Here is a 17,725-nt window from a genome sequence, read left to right as displayed (position 1 = left end):
CACGCGGTCGAGGGTTCCGGGCTAAGACCCGGAAGCCGGTTAGCTGAACAAGACGACAGTCTTAAGCAGCGTTACCCAGATACCCCACGCCAGCGGAATACCAACCGCCAACCAGGCAGCAATCACCAACGGCTTGCTCTTCGGATCAGCCGCCCACTCCAGATCGGCAGCGCTCAGCACGGTGTCGTGCCCAATGGCACGTTCAGCCGCCAGCTCCGCTTCGGTCATAAAGTGCTTGGCATTAACCGGACGCACCAGGGCGTTGCAGATAAAGCCCACCACCAGCAGACCGGCGAGGATGTAGAGAGTGATGTCGTACGCATCGGCCTTGGCCACGCCCACGCTCAGTTGGTACTCGCGAATGTAGTTCACCAGTACCGGGCCGAGGATGCCGGCAAATGCCCAGGCAGTAAGCAGGCGACCGTGAATGGCGCCGACCATTTGCGTACCGAACAGGTCGGCCAGATACGCCGGCACAGTGGCGAAACCGCCGCCGTACATGGACAGAATCAGGCAGATGCTGAATACGAAGAACGCCACGCTACCCAGGTGACCGGTCCACGGCACCAGGGCATACAGCATGAAGCCCAGGGCGAAGAACACGAAGTAGGTAGTTTTGCGGCCGATCAGGTCGGAGAACGACGACCAGAAGAAACGCCCGCCGATGTTGAACAGGCTCAACAGGCCAGTGAAGCCGGCGGCGATGATCGCGATCTGCGCCAACTGCTCAGGGCTCAGCTCGCCGAAGCTCTGGTGGGTGCCGATCAAACGGCCGCCAAACACTTCCTGCAGCAGAGGCGAGGCCATGCCGATGATGCCGATTCCGGCCGACACGTTCAGGCAGAGCACGGCCCAGACCAGCCAGAACTGCGGGGTTTTCCACGCTTTGCTGACGTGTACATGGCCCTTGGTGATCATTTCGTTGTTCACCTTTTTCACCGGCGGCGTCCAGCCCTCAGGCTTCCAGCCGGTTGGCGGTACGCGGTACGCCAGCGCGCCACCCATCATGAAGATGAAGTAGATAACGGCCATGACCACGAAGGTCTGCCAAACGCCCACGCCGTCCGGGCCAGCGAAATGGCTCATCAGTTGAGCGGCCAGCGGCGCGCCCACCATGGCACCACCACCAAACCCCATGATCGCCATACCGGTAGCCATACCGCGCTTGTCCGGGAACCACTTCACCAGGGTCGAAACCGGCGAGATATAGCCCAACCCCAGGCCGATACCGCCGATAACCCCGGAGCCCAGCCACATCAGCCAGATCTGGTGCAAATACACACCAAGAGCCGAAATCAGCAGACCGCCGCACCAGAACACCGCGGAAACCACACCCGCCTTACGCGGGCCGGAATGCTCCAGCCAGCCACCGAAGATGGCAGCCGAGCAACCGAGGAAGACGAAGAACAGGGTGTATAGCCAGCCCAGCATGGAGATCTGCCAGTCGCAATCGCTGGCAAACATTTGCTGGATAAAACCAAGGTCGGCACCACACGCTACCGGCGCGGTAATACCAATGGCTTTGGACAACGGCAGCCAGAACACGGAAAAACCGTAGGCCATACCGATACACAGGTGGATGGCGAGTGCGGCAGGCGGCACTAGCCAACGGTTGAAACCAGGAGCGGCGATGATGCGCTCCTTGGACAGAAACGCAGATTTGGCTGCGCCGCTGCCCACTGCAAGGGCGTCACTCATAGATGAGTTCTCTTTAGTTTTTTATGGTTGGCAAACAAGGCGATAGCTGTTTAACAGACGCAGGATATCGCCTACAGACGTAGAACGACCAGATTTGCGCGTACCATTTGCCGAGCAACTCACAAATACCCCCAAACTCCCCAGCTAAAGAGGCCCGAGCCCAGGCATGCCGGTACTTGTAGAAGAAATAATTGAACCCTCAAGTCAGGATTTGAGCGACCTGCAGAAGGTCTTCAAAGACGCGCCCGACTGGCTGATCGCCCCCTTCGCCGAACGCGAAGCATTGGTTCAAACAGCCATCGCCCAGCGCCAATTGCTGGCCGGGCGTTTCAACGACCGGCTGCTCGCCGCCGCCATTGTCGAAAAGGGCGAAAACCACTGGCGCCTCTCGCACCTGTGCGTACGTACCGTCACTCGCAAACGCGGTGTGGCCCGCCGCCTGTTGGCCGAAGCCCAGCGCCTGGCCAGTGAAGCCGGCAAGCCGCTGCACCTGGCGGCGCCGACGGGTCATCTGGAAAGCCAGGCATTGGCCGCTAAAACCGGATTGCCGCTAACCCCGCTGTAACCCCGTCGCCAGCCCCTAAGGCACACCAGCGGAACCACCGTCCGGTGTGCCCATCCAATCCTCCAGCCACCCTTACCGCTGGTCGGCGTTATACTCCGGCATCGCTTTTTTCCAGCCTCTCTCCGCTTTTCATTTCATAAAAAAGGAATCGTCCATGAAATCGTTTGGCAAAATCCTGGGTCTGTTCTTCCTCGGAGTCTTGCTGATCCTCGTGGCGCTGGGCTTTGCCCTCACCCACCTGTTCGATCCCAACGACTACAAAGACGAAATTCGCCAACTTGCCCGCGACAAGGCCAACCTCGAATTGACCTTGAATGGCGACATCGGCTGGAGCCTGTTCCCCTGGCTCGGCCTGGAACTGCACGACGCCACCCTGGCCAGCGCCACCACCCCTGACCAACCGTTTGCCGACCTGCGCATGATCGGCCTCTCGGTGCGCGTGCTGCCGCTGCTGCGCCGCGAAGTGCAAATGAGCGACATCAAGGTCGACGGCCTTAACCTCACCCTGTCCCGCGACGAACAAGGCCACGGCAACTGGCAAGACATCGGCCGCCCAGCCAAACCGGCCGCCCCGGCCAGCAACGACCAGGCCGCCAACACGCCAGCCCCAGCCAACGAAGGCACGCCCGACAGCAAGCCTGCGCAGCCGCTGAAACTGGACATCGACAGCCTGACCCTGGCCAACACCCGCATCGACTACAACGACGCCAAGAGCGGCAAGCAATTCACCGCTGAAGGTATCGAGTTATCCACAGGCGCCATCCGTGAAGGCGCCAATATCCCGGTGAAACTGGTCGCGTACCTCGGCACCAACCAACCGGTGCTGCGCGCCAAAACCGAAGTGGCCGGCGTGCTGCGTTTCGATCGCGCCCTCAAGCGCTACCAGTTCGAAGACCTGAAACTCTCGGGCGAAGCGTCCGGCGAGCCGCTGAACGGGAAAACCCTGACCTTCGCCGCCCAGGGCCAATTGCTGGTCGACCAGGCCGCCCAGGTGGCCGAATGGAACGGCCTGAAATTCTCCGCTAACCAACTGCGCGCCCTTGGCGAGCTGAACGTGCGTGACCTGGACAAAGACCCGCAGCTGACTGGCGGCCTGTCCATTGCCGAATTCAACCTGCGCGAATTCCTCGAAGGCATCGGCCGCCCGGTGCCGCCAATGGCCGACGCCAACGCTTTGAGCAAAGTCGAGCTGGTTACCCGCCTGCAAGGTAACGCCAATAGCCTGGCCCTCAACGAACTGAAACTGAAAGTCGACGAAAGCGCCTTTACCGGCAGCCTGGCCGTTACCGACCTGGGCAAGCAGGCCCTGAGCGTTCAGCTCAAAGGCGACAAGCTCAACCTCGACAACTATCTGCCGCCCAAAGCCAAGGAAGACCAGGCCCAGCGCAGCAGCCGCCAGAACGAAGTGAGCGGCGCCCTGGCCAGCGCCGGCAAAGACGGCAACAGCGACCTGCCCAACCCGCCAAGCCAGCAGGCCTGGAGCGAAGAGCCGGTGCTGCCGATCGACCAACTGCGCAAAGTGACCGCAGACGTAAATGTCGGCCTGGGCCTGCTCACCGTCGACAAGCTGCCCATCGAAAACGCCAGCATCAAAGCCAATGGCAAAGACGGCCTGCTGACCCTGGAAAACGTGCGCGGCGACCTCTACAACGGCAACTTCAACGCCACCGCGAGCCTCGACGTACGCCCGGCCGTGCCGCTGCTGAAAGCGCAGAAACACATCAGCCGCGTGCCGGTGGAAAAACTGCTCGCTACCCAGCAGGAAAAACCGCCCGTGCGCGGCCTGCTCGACCTCAACGCCGACATCACCACCAGCGGCAACAGCCAGAAAGCCTGGATCGAAGGCCTGAACGGCACCGCGAGCTTTGCCCTGAGCGACGGTGCACTGGTCGACGCCAACCTCGAACAGCAACTGTGCAAAGGCATCGCCACCCTCAACCGTAAATCGCTGAGCAGCGAGCCACGCGGCAAAGACACCCCGTTCGAACAACTGGACGGCACCCTGAGCTTCCGCAACGGCGTGGCCAACAACCCGGACATGAAAGTGCGCATCCCCGGCCTGCGCGTAAACGGCAACGGCGATATCGACCTGCGCGTGCTGGGCATGGACTACCGCGTCGGCATCATCATCGACGGCGACAAGAGCGACATGCCCGACCCGGCCTGCCAGGTGAACAAACGCTACACCGATATCGAATGGCCGCTGCGTTGCCGCGGCCCACTGGAACTGGGCGCCAAAGCCTGCCGCCTCGATAAAGACGGCATGGGCAAAGTGGCCGCCAAGCTCGCCGGCGACAAACTCAATGAAAAACTCGAAGAGAAGCTCGGCGACAAAGTCAGCCCGGAACTCAAAGATGCACTCAAGGGCCTGTTCAAACGATGAACCCCGAGCAATTTTCCAGCGCGGTACTCGACTGGTACGACCGCCACGGGCGTAAAGACCTGCCCTGGCAGCACAACATCAGCCCGTACCGAGTGTGGGTATCGGAGATCATGCTGCAGCAAACCCAGGTGAGCACCGTACTGGGCTACTTCGACCGCTTTATGGCCGCACTGCCCACCGTAAAAGCCCTGGCCGAAGCCCCCGAAGACGAAGTGCTGCACCTGTGGACGGGCCTTGGCTACTACACCCGCGCCCGCAACCTGCAAAAAACCGCGCAGATAGTGATGGCTGAACACGGCGGCGAATTCCCCCGCAACGTCGAGCAGCTGACTGAGCTGCCCGGCATCGGCCGCTCAACTGCCGGCGCTATCGCCAGCCTGTCGATGGGCGTACGTGCGCCGATCCTCGACGGCAACGTCAAACGCGTATTGGCCCGCTTCGTCGCGCAAGAGGGCTACCCCGGCGAGCCGAAGGTGGCCAAACAGCTCTGGGACGTCGCCGAGCGCTTTACCCCGCACCAGCGCGTGAACAACTACACCCAAGCGATGATGGACCTGGGCGCCACCCTGTGCACCCGCAGCAAGCCCAGCTGCCTGCTCTGCCCGCTACAAAGCGGCTGCCAGGCGCATATGCTCGGCCTGGAGATTCGCTACCCCATAGCCAAGCCGCGCAAAGCCCTGCCGCAGAAACACACGCTAATGCCCATCCTCGCCAACCGCGACGGCGACATCCTGCTCTACCGCCGCCCGTCCACCGGCTTGTGGGGCGGCCTGTGGAGCCTGCCCGAGCTAAGCGAAAGCGCCGCCCTGGACACCTTCGCCCAGCAACGTGGCCTAACCCTGGGCAGCCGCCGCGAACTGGCCGGCATCACCCACACCTTCAGCCACTTCCAACTGGCCATCGAACCCTGGCTGATCCAGGTCGAGAGCACCACCCACGGCGTGGCCGAGGCCGACTGGCTCTGGTATAACCTCGCCACCCCGCCCCGCCTGGGGCTGGCGGCGCCCGTGAAAAAACTGCTGAAACGCGCCGCTGACGAATTGAAAGCTGGAGAACCGACATGACCCGCACCGTACATTGCCGCAAACACAAACAAGACCTGCCGGGTCTGCTGCGCCCGCCCTACCCAGGCGTGAAAGGCGAAGACATCTACAACAACGTCTCCCAGCAAGCCTGGGACGAATGGCAAAAACACCAGACCCTGCTCATCAACGAGCGGCGCCTGAACATGATGAACGCCGAAGACCGCAAATTCCTGCAAGCCGAGATGGACAAATTCCTCTCCGGCGAGGAATACGCCCAGGCCGAAGGCTACGTGGCGCCTAGTGATTCCGAGAAAAAATCGTAAGCGCCCGGATTAATTAAATATTTTTAAAAAAGCGTGTTGACAGAGGTGCTCCAAATCCGTCTAATAGCGCCCCGTTGGCCCAGGTAGCTCAGTCGGTAGAGCAGGGGATTGAAAATCCCCGTGTCGGCGGTTCGATTCCGTCCCTGGGCACCATTATTCGTTTTCAGGTAGTGCCAAAACCACCCGAAAGCCCCTAAGAAACCCGCCTAGTGCGGGTTTTTTATTGCCTACGATTCCCTACCCTTCCCTTGTAAGCCCGAAGTTTTGGGGGCATCTTTGGGGGCATGACCGGTTCGGTCACCTTCCATGCCCCCAAAACGGTGCTACATGGCCCTCAAAGTCTCGCCCCTGACCGACTCCGCCCTAAAGGCGGCAAAGCCCAAGGAAAAGCCCTACAAGCTCGCTGACGGCCACGGGCTTTACCTTGAGGTGATGCCAAACGGCTCGAAGCTGTGGCGCCTCAAATATCGGCACTCGGGGAAGGAGAAGCGGCTTTCTTTCGGCGCATACCCAACCGTGCCGCTTCAGAAAGCACGCCAGCGCCGCGACGAGGCCCGCCAGAAGCTTTCTGATGGGCTAGACCCCGGCGAGCAAAAGAAAGTCGTCAAGCAGGCGCAAAAGGCCGAGCAACTCACTTTCGAAACACTGGCCCGCGAGTGGTACGCCTACAACTCCCCGCGATGGGCGGAGAGCACCGCGTACAAAGCCAAGCTCTATCTGGAAAATGACCTAGTGCCCGGGATCGGCTCTCGGCCGGTGGCCAGCATTACTCGGCCTGACCTGGTGACCTTGGTTCGCAGCGTAGAAGCTCGAGGCACCTTGAACGCCGCCGGGAAAATCCGGCAGTGGCTGCACCAGATATTCCGCTACGGGCTGGCTAAGGGCGCTGTGGAAAACAACCCGGCCACTGATCTAGACGTGGTGGCCGCACCAGCGAAAGCTGCTCGCCACCACCCACACGTTCCACTCGCAGAGTTGCCGGAGCTGTTGGAAAAGCTCGAGGCCGGCCGGATAAGCAACCTGACCCGCTGGGCTATCCGCCTTCTGGTATTTACGGCCGTTCGCCCGGGTGAGCTGCGCGCCGCGCCCTGGGCGGAGTTCGACCTGGACAAGGCCACCTGGACGATACCCAAAGAGCGAATGAAGGCCCGTCGGCCGCATGTGGTGCCCCTTCCGCGCCAGGCGGTGGAAATCCTGCAGAATCTTCGCGAAATCACCGGCAGCTATCCGTTGTTGTTCCCTGGGCAGCAGAACAGCGAGCGCCCTATGAGCGAAAACACAATCAACAAGGCGCTGCGCCTGATCGGGTACGAAGGTCGGCAGACCGGCCACGGGTTCCGGCATCTGCTGAGCACCGAGCTCAACGGCCGCGGCTATAACCGCGACTGGATTGAGCGCCAGCTTGCCCACGGGGACGCAGACGAAATTCGAGACACATACAACCACGCCAACTACCTGGATCAGCGCCGGGAAATGATGCAGGCCTGGGCTGACTCAATAGACGCCTTGATCGCTGGCGCAAACGTAATGGGGTTTGCTCGGAGAACGGGAACATAGAGACGTTCCACGGAATGTTCCACAAAAAAACGCCAATAATCGCTCATAAACGACTGATAATTCAAAGATTCTTGCCGATATTTGGTGTGTTTGGGATGTGCTGGTTGTTGCTGGTAAGATACGGCAACCACTGGACTTCCATACAGGGCATCGATTGGCCAGTACTCCACCCACTCCCATAGGCCGACTAAGGCTCAGCGATATAGCTGGCGACTGGTCACGCACCCAGGCTCTCAATCCCCGCTTGTTGGCGACAGAGGTCGCCGGGGTGCTGCGCTCGGTTGCTCAAGGCGAGCAGCAGCTGGAGAGCCATCACTATTCGTTGACGATGTTCGACCTCTCAACCGGTGCCGGTGGACTGACTTACTGGGCGCTGGCCGACTACTTCGACTCGTTGAGCAGCGAGCATCCTAGCTCAAGTATTCAAACCACTACCGGGCCGACACCAGCCGGCGCCGTTCTGCTTGCGTACCCCTTCATCGCCCTAATCGTGAACGATGCAACCAAGCGTGCAGCTACAGCCGCAGGGTTTGTTGTCGAGCTACTGCCGGCCCCGACGGCGAATGAAAACACTCAACGGCAAAATCAACAGCCCATTCCACCTCTCGGCAGCTCTACTGAGGTACTGGCGGCGCATCAAGCGCAACTGCGCCAAGAAGGCGAGCAACGCGCAAGCGAACTGCTGGACACCGCCGAGCAGCGGAGCCGGCACCTACAACGCGAGAACGACCGTCTGAAAGCACGATTGGCCACCGTAGAGGGGGCCGTCAGGAAGCAGCCGAAGACGCCGAGCAACACCGTCGAGCGGCTCAGGAAGAACGCCGGCAACGCACTCTCGCCGAGGAGCAACTAAGAGAGTACGCGGGAATAATTGCCTTTATGGATACCGGCAACCCTCTGGCGCCTGTAGAGGGTCAGCGCATGGTTGTGACCTGGTGCGCTCTAACCAATAACGGGCAGACAGATCCGACGGCCGAATCAGGCATTGGCCTCGGGGAACTGTCGCGGCGCTGGTGGAAGGAACATTTCGGCGAGCCGCCGGCCATCGTCGCCAAGCATCTGCAATGGGCACTCACCTGGCCTTCCCGTAAGAAGGGCGGCGCAGTAGCAAAAAAGCCCACGGAAAAGGGGTGACAGGTTTAAGCCCTTGTTACTTATGGCTTGCGACAAGTTATCCACAGAACAGCTCCTAACCTGTCACCCCTTTACTGAAACCTGTCACCTGTTTCCCCAACTCCAAGCCCCTGAAGCTGTGCACATGTTCCCAACGCCACCCAAGGAGGCAACAACATGGCCGCACAAGCCCAATCAGTACCCATTGAACAAGCGCGCCGCTTTATCAAGCTCCGCGAGGTCAAAACGCTGACCACCCTCTCCACTTCTGAGCTGTACCGCCGCATAGCTGCTGGCGCCTTTCCGCGCCAAGTAATGCTCGGCCCGAAATCAGTTGTCTGGATTGAGGCCGAGGTGATCGCCTGGTGCGATGCCCGGATCTCTGCGAGTCGAGGGGAGGCCGCTTAAATGACGGACAAAAAAAAGGCCGACCAACAGGCCAGCCACGAAAATATTCACGTAGAGAATACCAGCAGCGACGCCCAGCTCGCACGGCTTGTTTCACACCTGCGGCAAGGGTCGTCTGACACTTTCACAATCATGCGTGAGCTGAACATCTGCCGGCCTGGTGCCCGCATCTGTGACTTGCGCGCCTCCGGGTACAAGATCAGCACTACGCGAAAATTGGTGACGGACGAGTGGGGTCGCACCCACCGCGGCGTAGCCATCTACACGTTGCTCGCCGAGCCCGGCCAGAAGGTGGCCGCATGAGCGCCCGGATCATTCCTTTCGACTTCCAAGGCCAGGCAGTCTCTTTCAACCCTGAAGGCTGGCTTCACGCCACAGTGATCGCTGAGCGCTTTGGCAAACGCCTCGACCACTGGCTCGATAACGCTGAAACGCTGGAATACATCCGCGCTTTGGATGAGGTGCAGCACCCGGACGCAGGCCTGTCCCAAATTCTGAATCCCCGTAAATCCGGGTATTTGAAAACTCTCCGGGGAAACAACGGTGGCACATGGCTCCACCCTAAATTGGCGATCGCTTTCGCCCGTTGGTGTGACGCCAAATTCTCCGTCTGGTGCGACCTACAGATTGAAGCACTGCTGCACGGCGAAGAGGCAAAGTGGCAGCGTGCACGCCAGCAGTCTGCGATCGGCTACCGGGGCCTTTGTGATGCCTTGGCGGTGGCTTATGAAGAGAACGGTAAGACACCGCAGCGCCACCATTTCATCAATGAAGCAAAGCTGATCAACCAGGTCATAACCGGGCAGTTTGCCGGCCGAAATCGCGACGAGCTCGACGCCCATGAGCTGCTGCTGGTGACGCTGATTGAGATCCGAGACGTGCTACTGATCGGTCAGGGCAAAGACTTCTCCACGCGCAAAGCCTCCCTGCTGCGTTACATCCAGAGCCTCCGCGCAAAGCAACTCCGCGGGGAAGCAGCATGAACATAGCTCTTATGCTCCAACGGGAGCAGTCGATAAGTTCTATTGCCAGCAGTCGAAGCCGTCGGTATCGTTCGCCTGTCGCTGCAAATTCAGCGACCGGGCTTGGTAACCCGATAAGCAAAAGGCGCAACAGCGCCCCCATCACGATTGCAGGCGCTTTTTTTTCGCCTGCAATCCTGAGTTATGGCGGCTGTGTGTGGGAGACCTTCGGGTCTGCCGGGCTCCTTTTGCCCCGGTTTACCAACCTGCACACAGCTGCCACCCATTCGCTTGGTAACGAACGTGGCAGCTCCTCAGCAAAAGGAGCTTCACCAATGAATACCTCTTCGTCGTCCAACGCCCACGCCGCTGCCCATCGTGCAATGGCCCTCGCCGCACTCCGCGGCAAATCCTCCCTCCCTGTTCGCCTTAGTGGCTACAACCATCACCGAGCAGTCCAGCGTGCTATCGAATCCCAGTCTGATGCCGGCAGCTGGCTTGAGAAGCCGGACAGCGACGCCTGGGCCGATGCTTGTGAAGAGATTGCCGCCGGTCAAAAGTCCCAACTCGTCAGAGCTCTGGAGGTATCTCAATGAGCGCCGCCATCACAGCTCGCCATGACTTTTGCGCCTTTGCCGGCGACAACGTGAATACCCCCCTGTTCAGCATCAATGAGGGCGTCCCTGCCGTAATCGCCTTGGAGGCGGCCTCTTGCATGCTCAGCGTTGCCCAGGAACTCTTGTTGAAAGCGGCTGATCAGAACGGTCTTGATCAATCGACAGCATTCGCCCTTGCCATCATCGTCGACCAAGCTAAAGCCTCGATGGACGCGGCATGGCAAGGCATTGAGGGGGCGCAACAATGAGCGCCTTTTCCCAGTCCCACGGCTTCGCCCTGTACCACTACGTCCAACATGCCAACGCCCCTCGCTATCCCTATGGCGTATGCGGCCCTTTTCCCACTGAGCATGAAGCCAATAAGGCCCTGTCCTACATTTGCGCCGCATTTCCGGCCGTCGACCTTCACGTAGAGCAAGCCGGATTTTCTACAGAAAACTCCCTGCAGATGCTGAGCATGGACAACGCCAAGGCGTGCGGGCGTCTCGAGTTGCTCAAGAGCAAGCTGATCATTGATCGCTACGCCTGCCCGGCGAAGGATTCGGCCGGCATGATCTCGGTAACGACCTAAATGGCGCGGTCTCTCGCCAAGTCTAAGGGCCGCCGGGAGTCTGGGACGTTCGCCGCGCTGCCTCATGTCGTAATGGATAGCGAAGACTTCCGAGGCCTCTCAGGGGGTGCGCTCAAAGTGCTGCTGGGCTTGCTCCGGCAGTACCGCGGCACCAATAACGGCGATCTGAGCGCCTCATTCACTCAAGCCAAACAATGGGGCATGAACAGTCGTACTACTCTCGCAAAGGCCCTGGACGAGCTTCAGACGTACAACCTCATCACTCGCACAAGGGAGGGCCGGTTTATCAAGCCTGGCGGCTGCTGTGCGCTGTATGCAGTCACCTGGCGCCCGATTGACCCTTGCGACGGAAAGATCGAGGTAACTCCCACCGTTACGCCGACTCGGAAGTTCAGCCTTGAAAGAGCAAAAAACCCTGTCCATAAAATGGACGCACTGCGTCCAGAAAATGGACGCATGGCCGTCTGCTGACCAGTGAAATTCATGTCCATCAGTCCAGAAAGTGGACGCATGGAGGGGGTTCACTTAGTCCAGAAAGTGGACTTCTTCTTAGATATACCAAGCGAAGCGCAGGTATTGCTCTGTTTGTGATCGATGCTTTGACTCTTGAATAGTCCCTTAAAGCCCGGGCGGCCGTTTTGAAACTTCGTAACAGCCTTGAGAGAGCAGCGCAGCAACATCCGCACCAACTAAACGCGTAGCCACTTCCGAGCAAATCGGAACCGGTACCGAGCCAGTCGGAGAGTGGCCACATGACGGACCTGCAAGCCGAGCTGCGCAAACGGTGGAAGCAATACTGCAAGGCCTCCGAGGCGTGGAGTGTTGCCTGGGCGGCCCAAGGCCGTATTGGGGCGCCGCCTACTAGACCGCCATATTCCGATGACCTAGGGATGCTCACCTGCGGCGCAAAGACCCGCGCCGGCACTCCTTGCAAAAGGCGAGATCTTTACGCCTCTGGCCGCTGCAAACTCCACGGCGGAATGTCGACGGGGCCGCGCAAATATCAAACCCCATGAGAGCCTGGTAAAAGTTAACTTTCACCGCGAATTGGCGTGCGAATTTACAGGCTAACTAGGTCAATAGAGTTGACGTTAATGCCGCTTCCCAGGATATGAAGCCCAAGGAGAGTGCAATGATCGAGTTCCTTTCGCATGAGCAAGTCATTGAGCTGACGGGCTCGCACCTCAAAGCCGGTCAAATCAAAAATCTGAAGCAAAACCGAATCAGGCACACGATCAAAGTTAGCGGCTGGCCGTGCGTGACGGTTGCAGCGGTGCTGGGTATTGAAAAGCCAAAGGAGAAAGCTGAGGAGCCAGTTTGGGAGCTGGATCTATCGAAGGTGAAATGAGTACGCAGCGTTTCACGCACGCCCCTCACGCACCATGAGCGAGCGAAGTACGCAGCTTGGTACGCAACAAAGGTGCGTGCCGGCTCAGGTTCGCAATGAGGTTCGCACGATAAGTTCGCAACCCCCAAGGCGCGAACTGCGAACCTCACTGATGCCGCTAGGTCAATCGTATCGACCTTTTTCCCGCGCTCTCGGCGTAGTTGCGAAAACAACCCCATGAATGACACTTTGGGCAACACCCCATGAATGAGGACCTATTGCCACAGTGTGGCGTTGCTGCCACAGCGGATACCCCAGCACTAACCTGACTCTAACCTGCTGGGTTTCGCCGGCGGTGACCAGAGCGGTGACCACGAAAGGTAACCAGAAAGTACTTGTTACCAGTCGGACGGTTTCCACGCAGGTTTCCAAGATTTTCACCGTTACTTAACGGTGAGTTAACCCATGCCGGTAACCACTAAAAGTAACCAGTCGAATACGGCGCGTACTTGGGTATCCAGGGCGGTATCCGGCAAAAGCGCCCGTTTTTCCTGTTAACAAAAGTTAAGGTTCAAGCGCCTAAATCAAGGCCGGATTCCTGCAGTCTTGTTTGCAGGATTCCCTGCCAACAAGGATGCGGGAAACCAGCAAACAAGACTGCAAAGCAGGGTGGAGCAATAGTAGAGCCGTCTAAATTCGCAATTACTCGTCAAGAATTTACGGTCGCTTTTAGCGGAGCGCATCAAACGCAAATACCCAGCGGTTCCGGGCCTCTAACGCCCTTTCTACCTTGACTACACCTTGACGAAATACTAGACAGGCATCAGACAGATTCTTGACCAGCCTTGACGACGACCGTCTCACTGAGACCAAAACGTCTCACACAGCAGGACGGACCAATGGGCCTTATCAGCGTCGAGGAAGCAGCGAAAATCCTGGGGGTCAGTCGAACTCAGGCGTATCGCCTGGCGAAGGATGGCAAGATTCCTTGCGTTCGCAGCTTCGGCCCGCTCCGCGTTCATGCGGAGAAGCTACAGGAGCTGATTGATGCCGAAGCTGATGCAAGCATGGCTGGGCAGTCAGACACCACGCAATCACGCGGTCCGAAAGGTCAGGCTCCTATGGCGCGGCCATCGCAATCTGCAATTGAGCGGGAGTGGCAAGAACTGATGAATCTCGCTCGGAAAAAGAAATAACCGAACACTTCCAATGCCATGTATCAGTTTGGCTCGCTCGCACTTACTGCAACAATGACGCCGCTCCTCCCCACCTACAACATCATCTATTTCGTTCCCCTACAGACCCAACCAGCGTCACAGTTAATGTGCACCCAAAAAACACTGGATATAAGACCATATACGGCCTAATTTGGTCCTCGCGGATCAATTCCAGTGGAGAGCACCGCTATGCAACCCAGCACCAAACAACGAGGCCGACAGGCCAAGCCGACCAAGGCAGAGGTTTCGGCCGCCTGGTCGCAACTGCGAGACGCGGCTGATGCGGGCGACTTGCAGGCCGCGGCACTTCTAGTAGCGCTGGCCGAAAGCAAACCGGTTTTCAGCGTGGCCAGCACAGTAGGCGTACAACATAACAATACGGGACGCTGAGTCGTCTCTAGACCGCCGCCATCCAACCTACCAATTCCGAGTCTCGAGGATTACCTATGAGCAGCAAATTCCAACTAGACCCAGCTCCCACCTTCAAAGTCTCTGTAGATATCCCTGTGCACGGCCAAGGTACCGTCCCGGTGCTGGTCGAGTTCAAGCACCGCGACCGTGAGCAGATGAAGTCTCTGATCGAGGCTCACAAAGAAGACGTGAGCAACGTTCGCGCAGTGCTGGACGTGGCTGCCGGCTGGGACCTGAACGACACCTTCAATGAAGAGAACGTCGCCAAGCTCGACCGCAACTACCAGGGCGCCGCGCTCGCAATCACCACCAAGTACATGAGCGAGATCTATCAGGCCCGCTTGGGAAACTGAGAGAGGCGGCCCGGGCGCTTTATGAACGAGCGCCCCCAGCCTCCCAGTTGGCCGCCCTGGGATTAACCCTCGCAGACCTGCAGCACGACTCTGTGAAGATCTGGCCGGACAACTGGCAGGCCTTCTGGGTATTTGAGTCGATGAGCACACAGTGGCAAGTAGGGCAGGCCGGGCCGACCGGCTTGGACTACACCGCACTCCGGGTAGTCCTTCAGCTCCATGAAATACCCGCCATCGAATGGCCAGACATCTTCTCGGCAATACGAGTCATGGAAGGTGCGGCGCTTGATGTAATGCACAGCAAGGAGTAGCCCAGATGACCGACATTGCCTCCCTCGGGATTAGTATCGATACGCGAGACGTCGCCAAGGCGGAGGCAGCCCTTGATGGTCTGAGCTCCGCCGGTGCGAAGACGGAGGCGTCGGCCAAGGGGGTTGGTAATGCGTGGTCTGGTGTAGGCAAGAATATTGGCTCCGCCTCTTCAGCGATCAACTCAGCCTCGGCTTCGGTTAAGCGGGGTAATGACTCGCTGAAGGCGCAGCAGGCAGAGCTGGGCAAGTTGCTAGGCCAGATCAACCCGGTAGTTGCTGCGTTCGAGCGCCTAGATGAGCAGGAACGTAAGCTGGGTCAGTTCAAGGCCAGTGGCGTCGTCGATATCGACACCTTCCGGGAGTACAAGGCGCGGATCGACGCTTCGCGCGCCAGCCTGACGGGCTTCGAAGCCGATGCGCGTAAGGTCGGGGCGTCGTCCAAGCAAACAGCGCAAGCTCTGCGCCAACTGCCGGCGCAATTCTCCGACATCGCAATCTCGCTGCAGGGAGGACAGAACCCTCTGTCTGTGTTCTTGCAGCAGGGTTCGCAGATCAAAGACTCGTTCGGTGGCGCCGGCGCGGCGCTGCGTGAAATGGGCAAATATGCCCTTGGCCTGATTAATCCATTCACCCTGGCCGCGGCCGCAGTGACGGCGCTGGCAATCGCCTACAAGCAGGGCAGCGAAGAGGCGGACGCCTATAACAGGGCGATCATCCTGACTGGCAACTCTGCCGGGCTCACAACGTCGTCACTAGGGGCTATGGCTGTTGCCCAAAGCAAAGTGAATGGCACTCAGGGGCAGGCCGCTGAAGTGCTCGCGCAAGTGGCTGGGGCCGGCAAATTTACCGCCGAGCAGATTCAAGGCATTACCGCCTCAGCCATCGCTATGGAGAAGACAACAGGCAAGGCGGTGGGTGACACCGTGAACGAGTTCAAGCGCCTCGCGGATGAGCCCGCTGCGGCCTCTGCCAAGCTCAATGAGCAGTATCACTACCTCACCGCCTCGGTGTACGCCCAGATCCGGGCACTGGAGAGTCAAGGCGACGCTGCTGGTGCTGCCCAGTTAGCAATTGAGACATACGGCACTGCAATGGATCAGCGCACGGCGGAGATCAAGGAGAACCTTGGCTCCATAGAGGCGGCTTGGAATGCTGTCGCCGGCGTGGCTTCCAAAGCCTGGGACGCAATGCTTAACGTTGGCCGCGAGGACACTCTCGAGGAAAAGCTCGATGGCGTGCAGGAAAAGCTGGCCCGTGCTTCCGCAGAGCAATCCGGCCGCACAGTGACCAGTCGGTTCGGCAACTTAGGTGGCGGCCTTGCCGCTAACGATACGGTGAACCTCCAAAGTCAGCTGGAAAGCATCCTTCAGGCCGAAGTGGATAGTGTCGCCAAGGCGCGCAAGGCGATGTTCGAGGCCAGTAACCAGCAGGCTGGGATCATCGCGTTCGAGGGGTTGCAAGATGGTCTGGACAAGGCCCGCAGTAAATCGGAGCAGCTCGTCGCCGCAATCAAGAAGATCGACGACCAAGTGGTCGCAGCCCGCAGGGCTGGGCTGACGGTCAACGATTCGGACATCGCTAAACTGAAGGCGGACGCCGCCGAGCAATACAAAGAGACGGCCCCGAAGGCGAAGAAGGCGCCGCGCGATAAGGATGCAGAAGCCGCAGAGCGAGAGGCAAAACGCCTGAACGACCTGTACACGTCCAACTCCGCGCAGCTCGAAAAGCAGGTCGCTTTGTTCGGAAAGAACAGCGCTGCTGCTAGTCTGCAATACGACATCGAGCGCGGCGGCTTGGCCAAGCTGAGCCCCGATCAAAAACAGCACCTCACAGACCTGCAGGCTGAGCTGGACGCCCGCAACAACATCGTCGACATCGAGAAGCTGCGTATCGAAATCCTGCGCAAGAGCGGCCAGCTCGCCGCTGCGAACGACGCCTCCCAGGATCTGGAGTACGCGCAGAAGATTGCTGAGTACGAGCGCACCGGAAACATTGAGGCGCTCCAGCGCTTGGAAACCCTCCGCAAGATCGACGCAATCCAGCAGAAGGCAGCGCTTAAGGACGGTACCGTTGAGGGTGTAAGCCAGGCACCCAAGACCAAAGGTGTGGACGCGGCCGTCGGTGGCGCAAACAGCGAGATGGAGCGCCTCGACAAAGATGCTCAGGAGCTTAACAGCTGGCGGGACGATGAGTTAGAGCGCCAGGCCGCTTTCCTCGATGCCAAAGCGATCAACGAAGAGACTTATGCCGAGCGCGTGGCCAATATCAATCAACAGGCTAGAGACGGGCTTGCGCAGATCGATAAGGTCAAAAACCAAACCATCCTGGACAGCACTACTCAGTTTTTCGATCAGGCCGCCGTATTGAGCCAGTCGGGGAACAAAAGACTCAACGCCATTGGCAAGGCCGCAGCGATCGCAAGTGCGACCATTTCGGGCTTTAAGGCAGTCGCAAACGCGCTGGAAATTCAGCCGTATCCGGTAGGTCTGGCGCTGGCCGTATCAGCAGGGGTTGTAGCGGCGGCGAACGTAGCCAATATCGCGGGCGTACAGTTCAAAACCGGCGGCTACACCGGTGACGGCAACCCTAACGACGTTGCGGGCATCGTTCATGCTGGCGAGTACGTCATGACTGCGGAGCAAACCAAGCGGATCGGCATCGGCAATCTTCGCGCTATTGCGGATGGCCAGGCCGGTCGAGATATCGCTATTGGTGGCGCCACCCAGGGCCCTAGCGGTGGCCGCAACTCAGGCGGCACGACCGTCATAAACAACAACATGTCTTTCCCCGGTATCAGCGACCGGAAAGAAGCAAAAGTCGCGACTGGTCAGGCCGCCAAGAAGATTGCTGCCGCCGTGCGTAACTCGGGACGTTACACCTGACA

Annotated in this window: 20 protein-coding genes and 1 tRNA gene; 20 read left to right on the top strand and 1 reads right to left on the bottom strand. The window is 59.2% G+C overall.

Features of this window, described 5'->3' with window-relative positions:
* Positions 1–39 precede the first annotated feature (39 nt).
* The gene (locus AC0V2S_RS01560) at positions 40–1,698 is read right to left on the bottom strand and encodes an OFA family MFS transporter (protein WP_475508208.1); all 1,659 of its coding nucleotides are present in this window, start codon (positions 1,696–1,698) and stop codon (positions 40–42) included.
* Between the two features lie 166 nt (positions 1,699–1,864).
* Between AC0V2S_RS01560 and AC0V2S_RS01555 the strand changes: the two genes are divergently transcribed.
* The 20 genes from AC0V2S_RS01555 to AC0V2S_RS01460 all read left to right on the top strand — a co-directional run bounded on the left by AC0V2S_RS01555 (position 1,865) and on the right by AC0V2S_RS01460 (position 17,723).
* A complete protein-coding gene (locus AC0V2S_RS01555; RefSeq protein WP_475508207.1) occupies positions 1,865–2,263 on the top strand; it encodes an acetyl-CoA sensor PanZ family protein in 399 nt (132 codons plus the stop codon).
* A gap of 154 nt (positions 2,264–2,417) precedes the next feature.
* On the top strand, positions 2,418–4,646 hold the full coding sequence (locus AC0V2S_RS01550) for an AsmA family protein (RefSeq protein WP_475508206.1): 2,229 nt from the start codon (positions 2,418–2,420) through the stop codon (positions 4,644–4,646).
* On the top strand, positions 4,643–5,710 hold the full coding sequence (mutY, locus tag AC0V2S_RS01545) for an A/G-specific adenine glycosylase (protein ID WP_475508205.1): 1,068 nt from the start codon (positions 4,643–4,645) through the stop codon (positions 5,708–5,710). The genes AC0V2S_RS01550 and mutY overlap by 4 nt, the downstream gene beginning before the upstream one ends.
* Positions 5,707–5,994 (top strand): oxidative damage protection protein, encoded by a 288-nt coding sequence (locus AC0V2S_RS01540; RefSeq protein WP_475508204.1) that lies wholly within the window; start codon positions 5,707–5,709, stop codon positions 5,992–5,994. Before mutY ends, AC0V2S_RS01540 begins: the two co-directional genes overlap by 4 nt.
* 77 nt (positions 5,995–6,071) lie before the next feature.
* Positions 6,072–6,147, top strand: a tRNA-Phe gene (locus AC0V2S_RS01535).
* A 174-nt stretch (positions 6,148–6,321) separates the two neighbouring features.
* Entirely contained in the window at positions 6,322–7,551 is a 1,230-nt protein-coding gene (locus tag AC0V2S_RS01530) for a tyrosine-type recombinase/integrase (RefSeq protein WP_475508203.1), read from the top strand.
* 268 nt (positions 7,552–7,819) lie between these two features.
* Positions 7,820–8,404 (top strand): hypothetical protein, encoded by a 585-nt coding sequence (locus tag AC0V2S_RS01525; protein ID WP_475508202.1) that lies wholly within the window; start codon positions 7,820–7,822, stop codon positions 8,402–8,404.
* A 26-nt stretch (positions 8,405–8,430) separates the two neighbouring features.
* The gene (locus AC0V2S_RS01520; RefSeq protein WP_475508201.1) at positions 8,431–8,685 is read left to right on the top strand and encodes a hypothetical protein; all 255 of its coding nucleotides are present in this window, start codon (positions 8,431–8,433) and stop codon (positions 8,683–8,685) included.
* Between the two features lie 156 nt (positions 8,686–8,841).
* Complete coding sequence (locus tag AC0V2S_RS01515; protein WP_475508200.1) at positions 8,842–9,072, top strand: helix-turn-helix transcriptional regulator; 231 nt, start codon at positions 8,842–8,844, stop codon at positions 9,070–9,072.
* Positions 9,073–9,375 carry a helix-turn-helix domain-containing protein gene (locus tag AC0V2S_RS01510; protein ID WP_475508199.1) on the top strand — a complete coding sequence of 101 codons (303 nt, stop codon included), beginning with the start codon at positions 9,073–9,075 and terminating at the stop codon, positions 9,373–9,375.
* Positions 9,372–10,055 (top strand): KilA-N domain-containing protein, encoded by a 684-nt coding sequence (locus AC0V2S_RS01505; protein ID WP_475508198.1) that lies wholly within the window; start codon positions 9,372–9,374, stop codon positions 10,053–10,055. Before AC0V2S_RS01510 ends, AC0V2S_RS01505 begins: the two co-directional genes overlap by 4 nt.
* Positions 10,056–10,626: 571 nt before the next feature.
* Positions 10,627–10,899 carry a DUF3077 domain-containing protein gene (locus tag AC0V2S_RS01500; RefSeq protein WP_475508197.1) on the top strand — a complete coding sequence of 91 codons (273 nt, stop codon included), beginning with the start codon at positions 10,627–10,629 and terminating at the stop codon, positions 10,897–10,899.
* A complete protein-coding gene (locus AC0V2S_RS01495; RefSeq protein ID WP_475508196.1) occupies positions 10,896–11,222 on the top strand; it encodes a hypothetical protein in 327 nt (108 codons plus the stop codon). Before AC0V2S_RS01500 ends, AC0V2S_RS01495 begins: the two co-directional genes overlap by 4 nt.
* Before the next feature lie 72 nt (positions 11,223–11,294).
* Positions 11,295–11,693: a hypothetical protein gene (locus AC0V2S_RS01490; RefSeq protein ID WP_475508195.1), complete on the top strand. Its 399-nt coding sequence runs from the start codon at positions 11,295–11,297 to the stop codon at positions 11,691–11,693.
* 281 nt (positions 11,694–11,974) lie between these two features.
* Positions 11,975–12,238: an HGGxSTG domain-containing protein gene (locus tag AC0V2S_RS01485; RefSeq protein WP_475508194.1), complete on the top strand. Its 264-nt coding sequence runs from the start codon at positions 11,975–11,977 to the stop codon at positions 12,236–12,238.
* A gap of 116 nt (positions 12,239–12,354) precedes the next feature.
* Entirely contained in the window at positions 12,355–12,570 is a 216-nt protein-coding gene (locus AC0V2S_RS01480; RefSeq protein ID WP_475508193.1) for a DUF4224 domain-containing protein, read from the top strand.
* A gap of 878 nt (positions 12,571–13,448) precedes the next feature.
* Positions 13,449–13,745 (top strand): helix-turn-helix domain-containing protein, encoded by a 297-nt coding sequence (locus AC0V2S_RS01475; RefSeq protein ID WP_475508192.1) that lies wholly within the window; start codon positions 13,449–13,451, stop codon positions 13,743–13,745.
* A 467-nt stretch (positions 13,746–14,212) separates the two neighbouring features.
* Positions 14,213–14,530 carry a phage tail assembly chaperone gene (locus AC0V2S_RS01470; protein ID WP_475508191.1) on the top strand — a complete coding sequence of 106 codons (318 nt, stop codon included), beginning with the start codon at positions 14,213–14,215 and terminating at the stop codon, positions 14,528–14,530.
* Between the two features lie 47 nt (positions 14,531–14,577).
* Complete coding sequence (locus tag AC0V2S_RS01465; protein ID WP_475508190.1) at positions 14,578–14,841, top strand: DUF1799 domain-containing protein; 264 nt, start codon at positions 14,578–14,580, stop codon at positions 14,839–14,841.
* A 5-nt stretch (positions 14,842–14,846) separates the two neighbouring features.
* Entirely contained in the window at positions 14,847–17,723 is a 2,877-nt protein-coding gene (locus AC0V2S_RS01460; RefSeq protein ID WP_475508189.1) for a phage tail length tape measure family protein, read from the top strand.
* Positions 17,724–17,725: the final 2 nt, after the last annotated feature.

Source organism: Pseudomonas sp. CC11G (genome assembly GCF_056174845.1).
The sequence above is the reverse complement of the archived record's forward strand: the minus strand, read 5'-3'. Positions and strand labels throughout refer to the sequence as shown.

Excerpts from the sequence above, each read along its gene's own strand:
- AC0V2S_RS01460 (WP_475508189.1), top strand. The coding sequence starts at position 14,847 with ATGACCGACATTGCCTCCCTCGGGATTAGTATCGATACGCGAGACGTC.
- AC0V2S_RS01480 (WP_475508193.1), top strand. The coding sequence starts at position 12,355 with ATGATCGAGTTCCTTTCGCATGAGCAAGTCATTGAGCTGACGGGCTCG.
- AC0V2S_RS01470 (WP_475508191.1), top strand. The coding sequence starts at position 14,213 with ATGAGCAGCAAATTCCAACTAGACCCAGCTCCCACCTTCAAAGTCTCT.
- AC0V2S_RS01540 (WP_475508204.1), top strand. The coding sequence starts at position 5,707 with ATGACCCGCACCGTACATTGCCGCAAACACAAACAAGACCTGCCGGGT.
- AC0V2S_RS01500 (WP_475508197.1), top strand. The coding sequence starts at position 10,627 with ATGAGCGCCGCCATCACAGCTCGCCATGACTTTTGCGCCTTTGCCGGC.
- AC0V2S_RS01530 (WP_475508203.1), top strand. The coding sequence starts at position 6,322 with ATGGCCCTCAAAGTCTCGCCCCTGACCGACTCCGCCCTAAAGGCGGCA.
- AC0V2S_RS01550 (WP_475508206.1), top strand. The coding sequence starts at position 2,418 with ATGAAATCGTTTGGCAAAATCCTGGGTCTGTTCTTCCTCGGAGTCTTG.
- AC0V2S_RS01505 (WP_475508198.1), top strand. The coding sequence starts at position 9,372 with ATGAGCGCCCGGATCATTCCTTTCGACTTCCAAGGCCAGGCAGTCTCT.
- AC0V2S_RS01555 (WP_475508207.1), top strand. The coding sequence starts at position 1,865 with ATGCCGGTACTTGTAGAAGAAATAATTGAACCCTCAAGTCAGGATTTG.
- mutY (WP_475508205.1), top strand. The coding sequence starts at position 4,643 with ATGAACCCCGAGCAATTTTCCAGCGCGGTACTCGACTGGTACGACCGC.
- AC0V2S_RS01490 (WP_475508195.1), top strand. The coding sequence starts at position 11,295 with ATGGATAGCGAAGACTTCCGAGGCCTCTCAGGGGGTGCGCTCAAAGTG.
- AC0V2S_RS01475 (WP_475508192.1), top strand. The coding sequence starts at position 13,449 with ATGGGCCTTATCAGCGTCGAGGAAGCAGCGAAAATCCTGGGGGTCAGT.
- AC0V2S_RS01485 (WP_475508194.1), top strand. The coding sequence starts at position 11,975 with ATGACGGACCTGCAAGCCGAGCTGCGCAAACGGTGGAAGCAATACTGC.
- AC0V2S_RS01520 (WP_475508201.1), top strand. The coding sequence starts at position 8,431 with ATGGATACCGGCAACCCTCTGGCGCCTGTAGAGGGTCAGCGCATGGTT.
- AC0V2S_RS01515 (WP_475508200.1), top strand. The coding sequence starts at position 8,842 with ATGGCCGCACAAGCCCAATCAGTACCCATTGAACAAGCGCGCCGCTTT.
- AC0V2S_RS01510 (WP_475508199.1), top strand. The coding sequence starts at position 9,073 with ATGACGGACAAAAAAAAGGCCGACCAACAGGCCAGCCACGAAAATATT.
- AC0V2S_RS01560 (WP_475508208.1), bottom strand. The coding sequence starts at position 1,698 with ATGAGTGACGCCCTTGCAGTGGGCAGCGGCGCAGCCAAATCTGCGTTT.
- AC0V2S_RS01495 (WP_475508196.1), top strand. The coding sequence starts at position 10,896 with ATGAGCGCCTTTTCCCAGTCCCACGGCTTCGCCCTGTACCACTACGTC.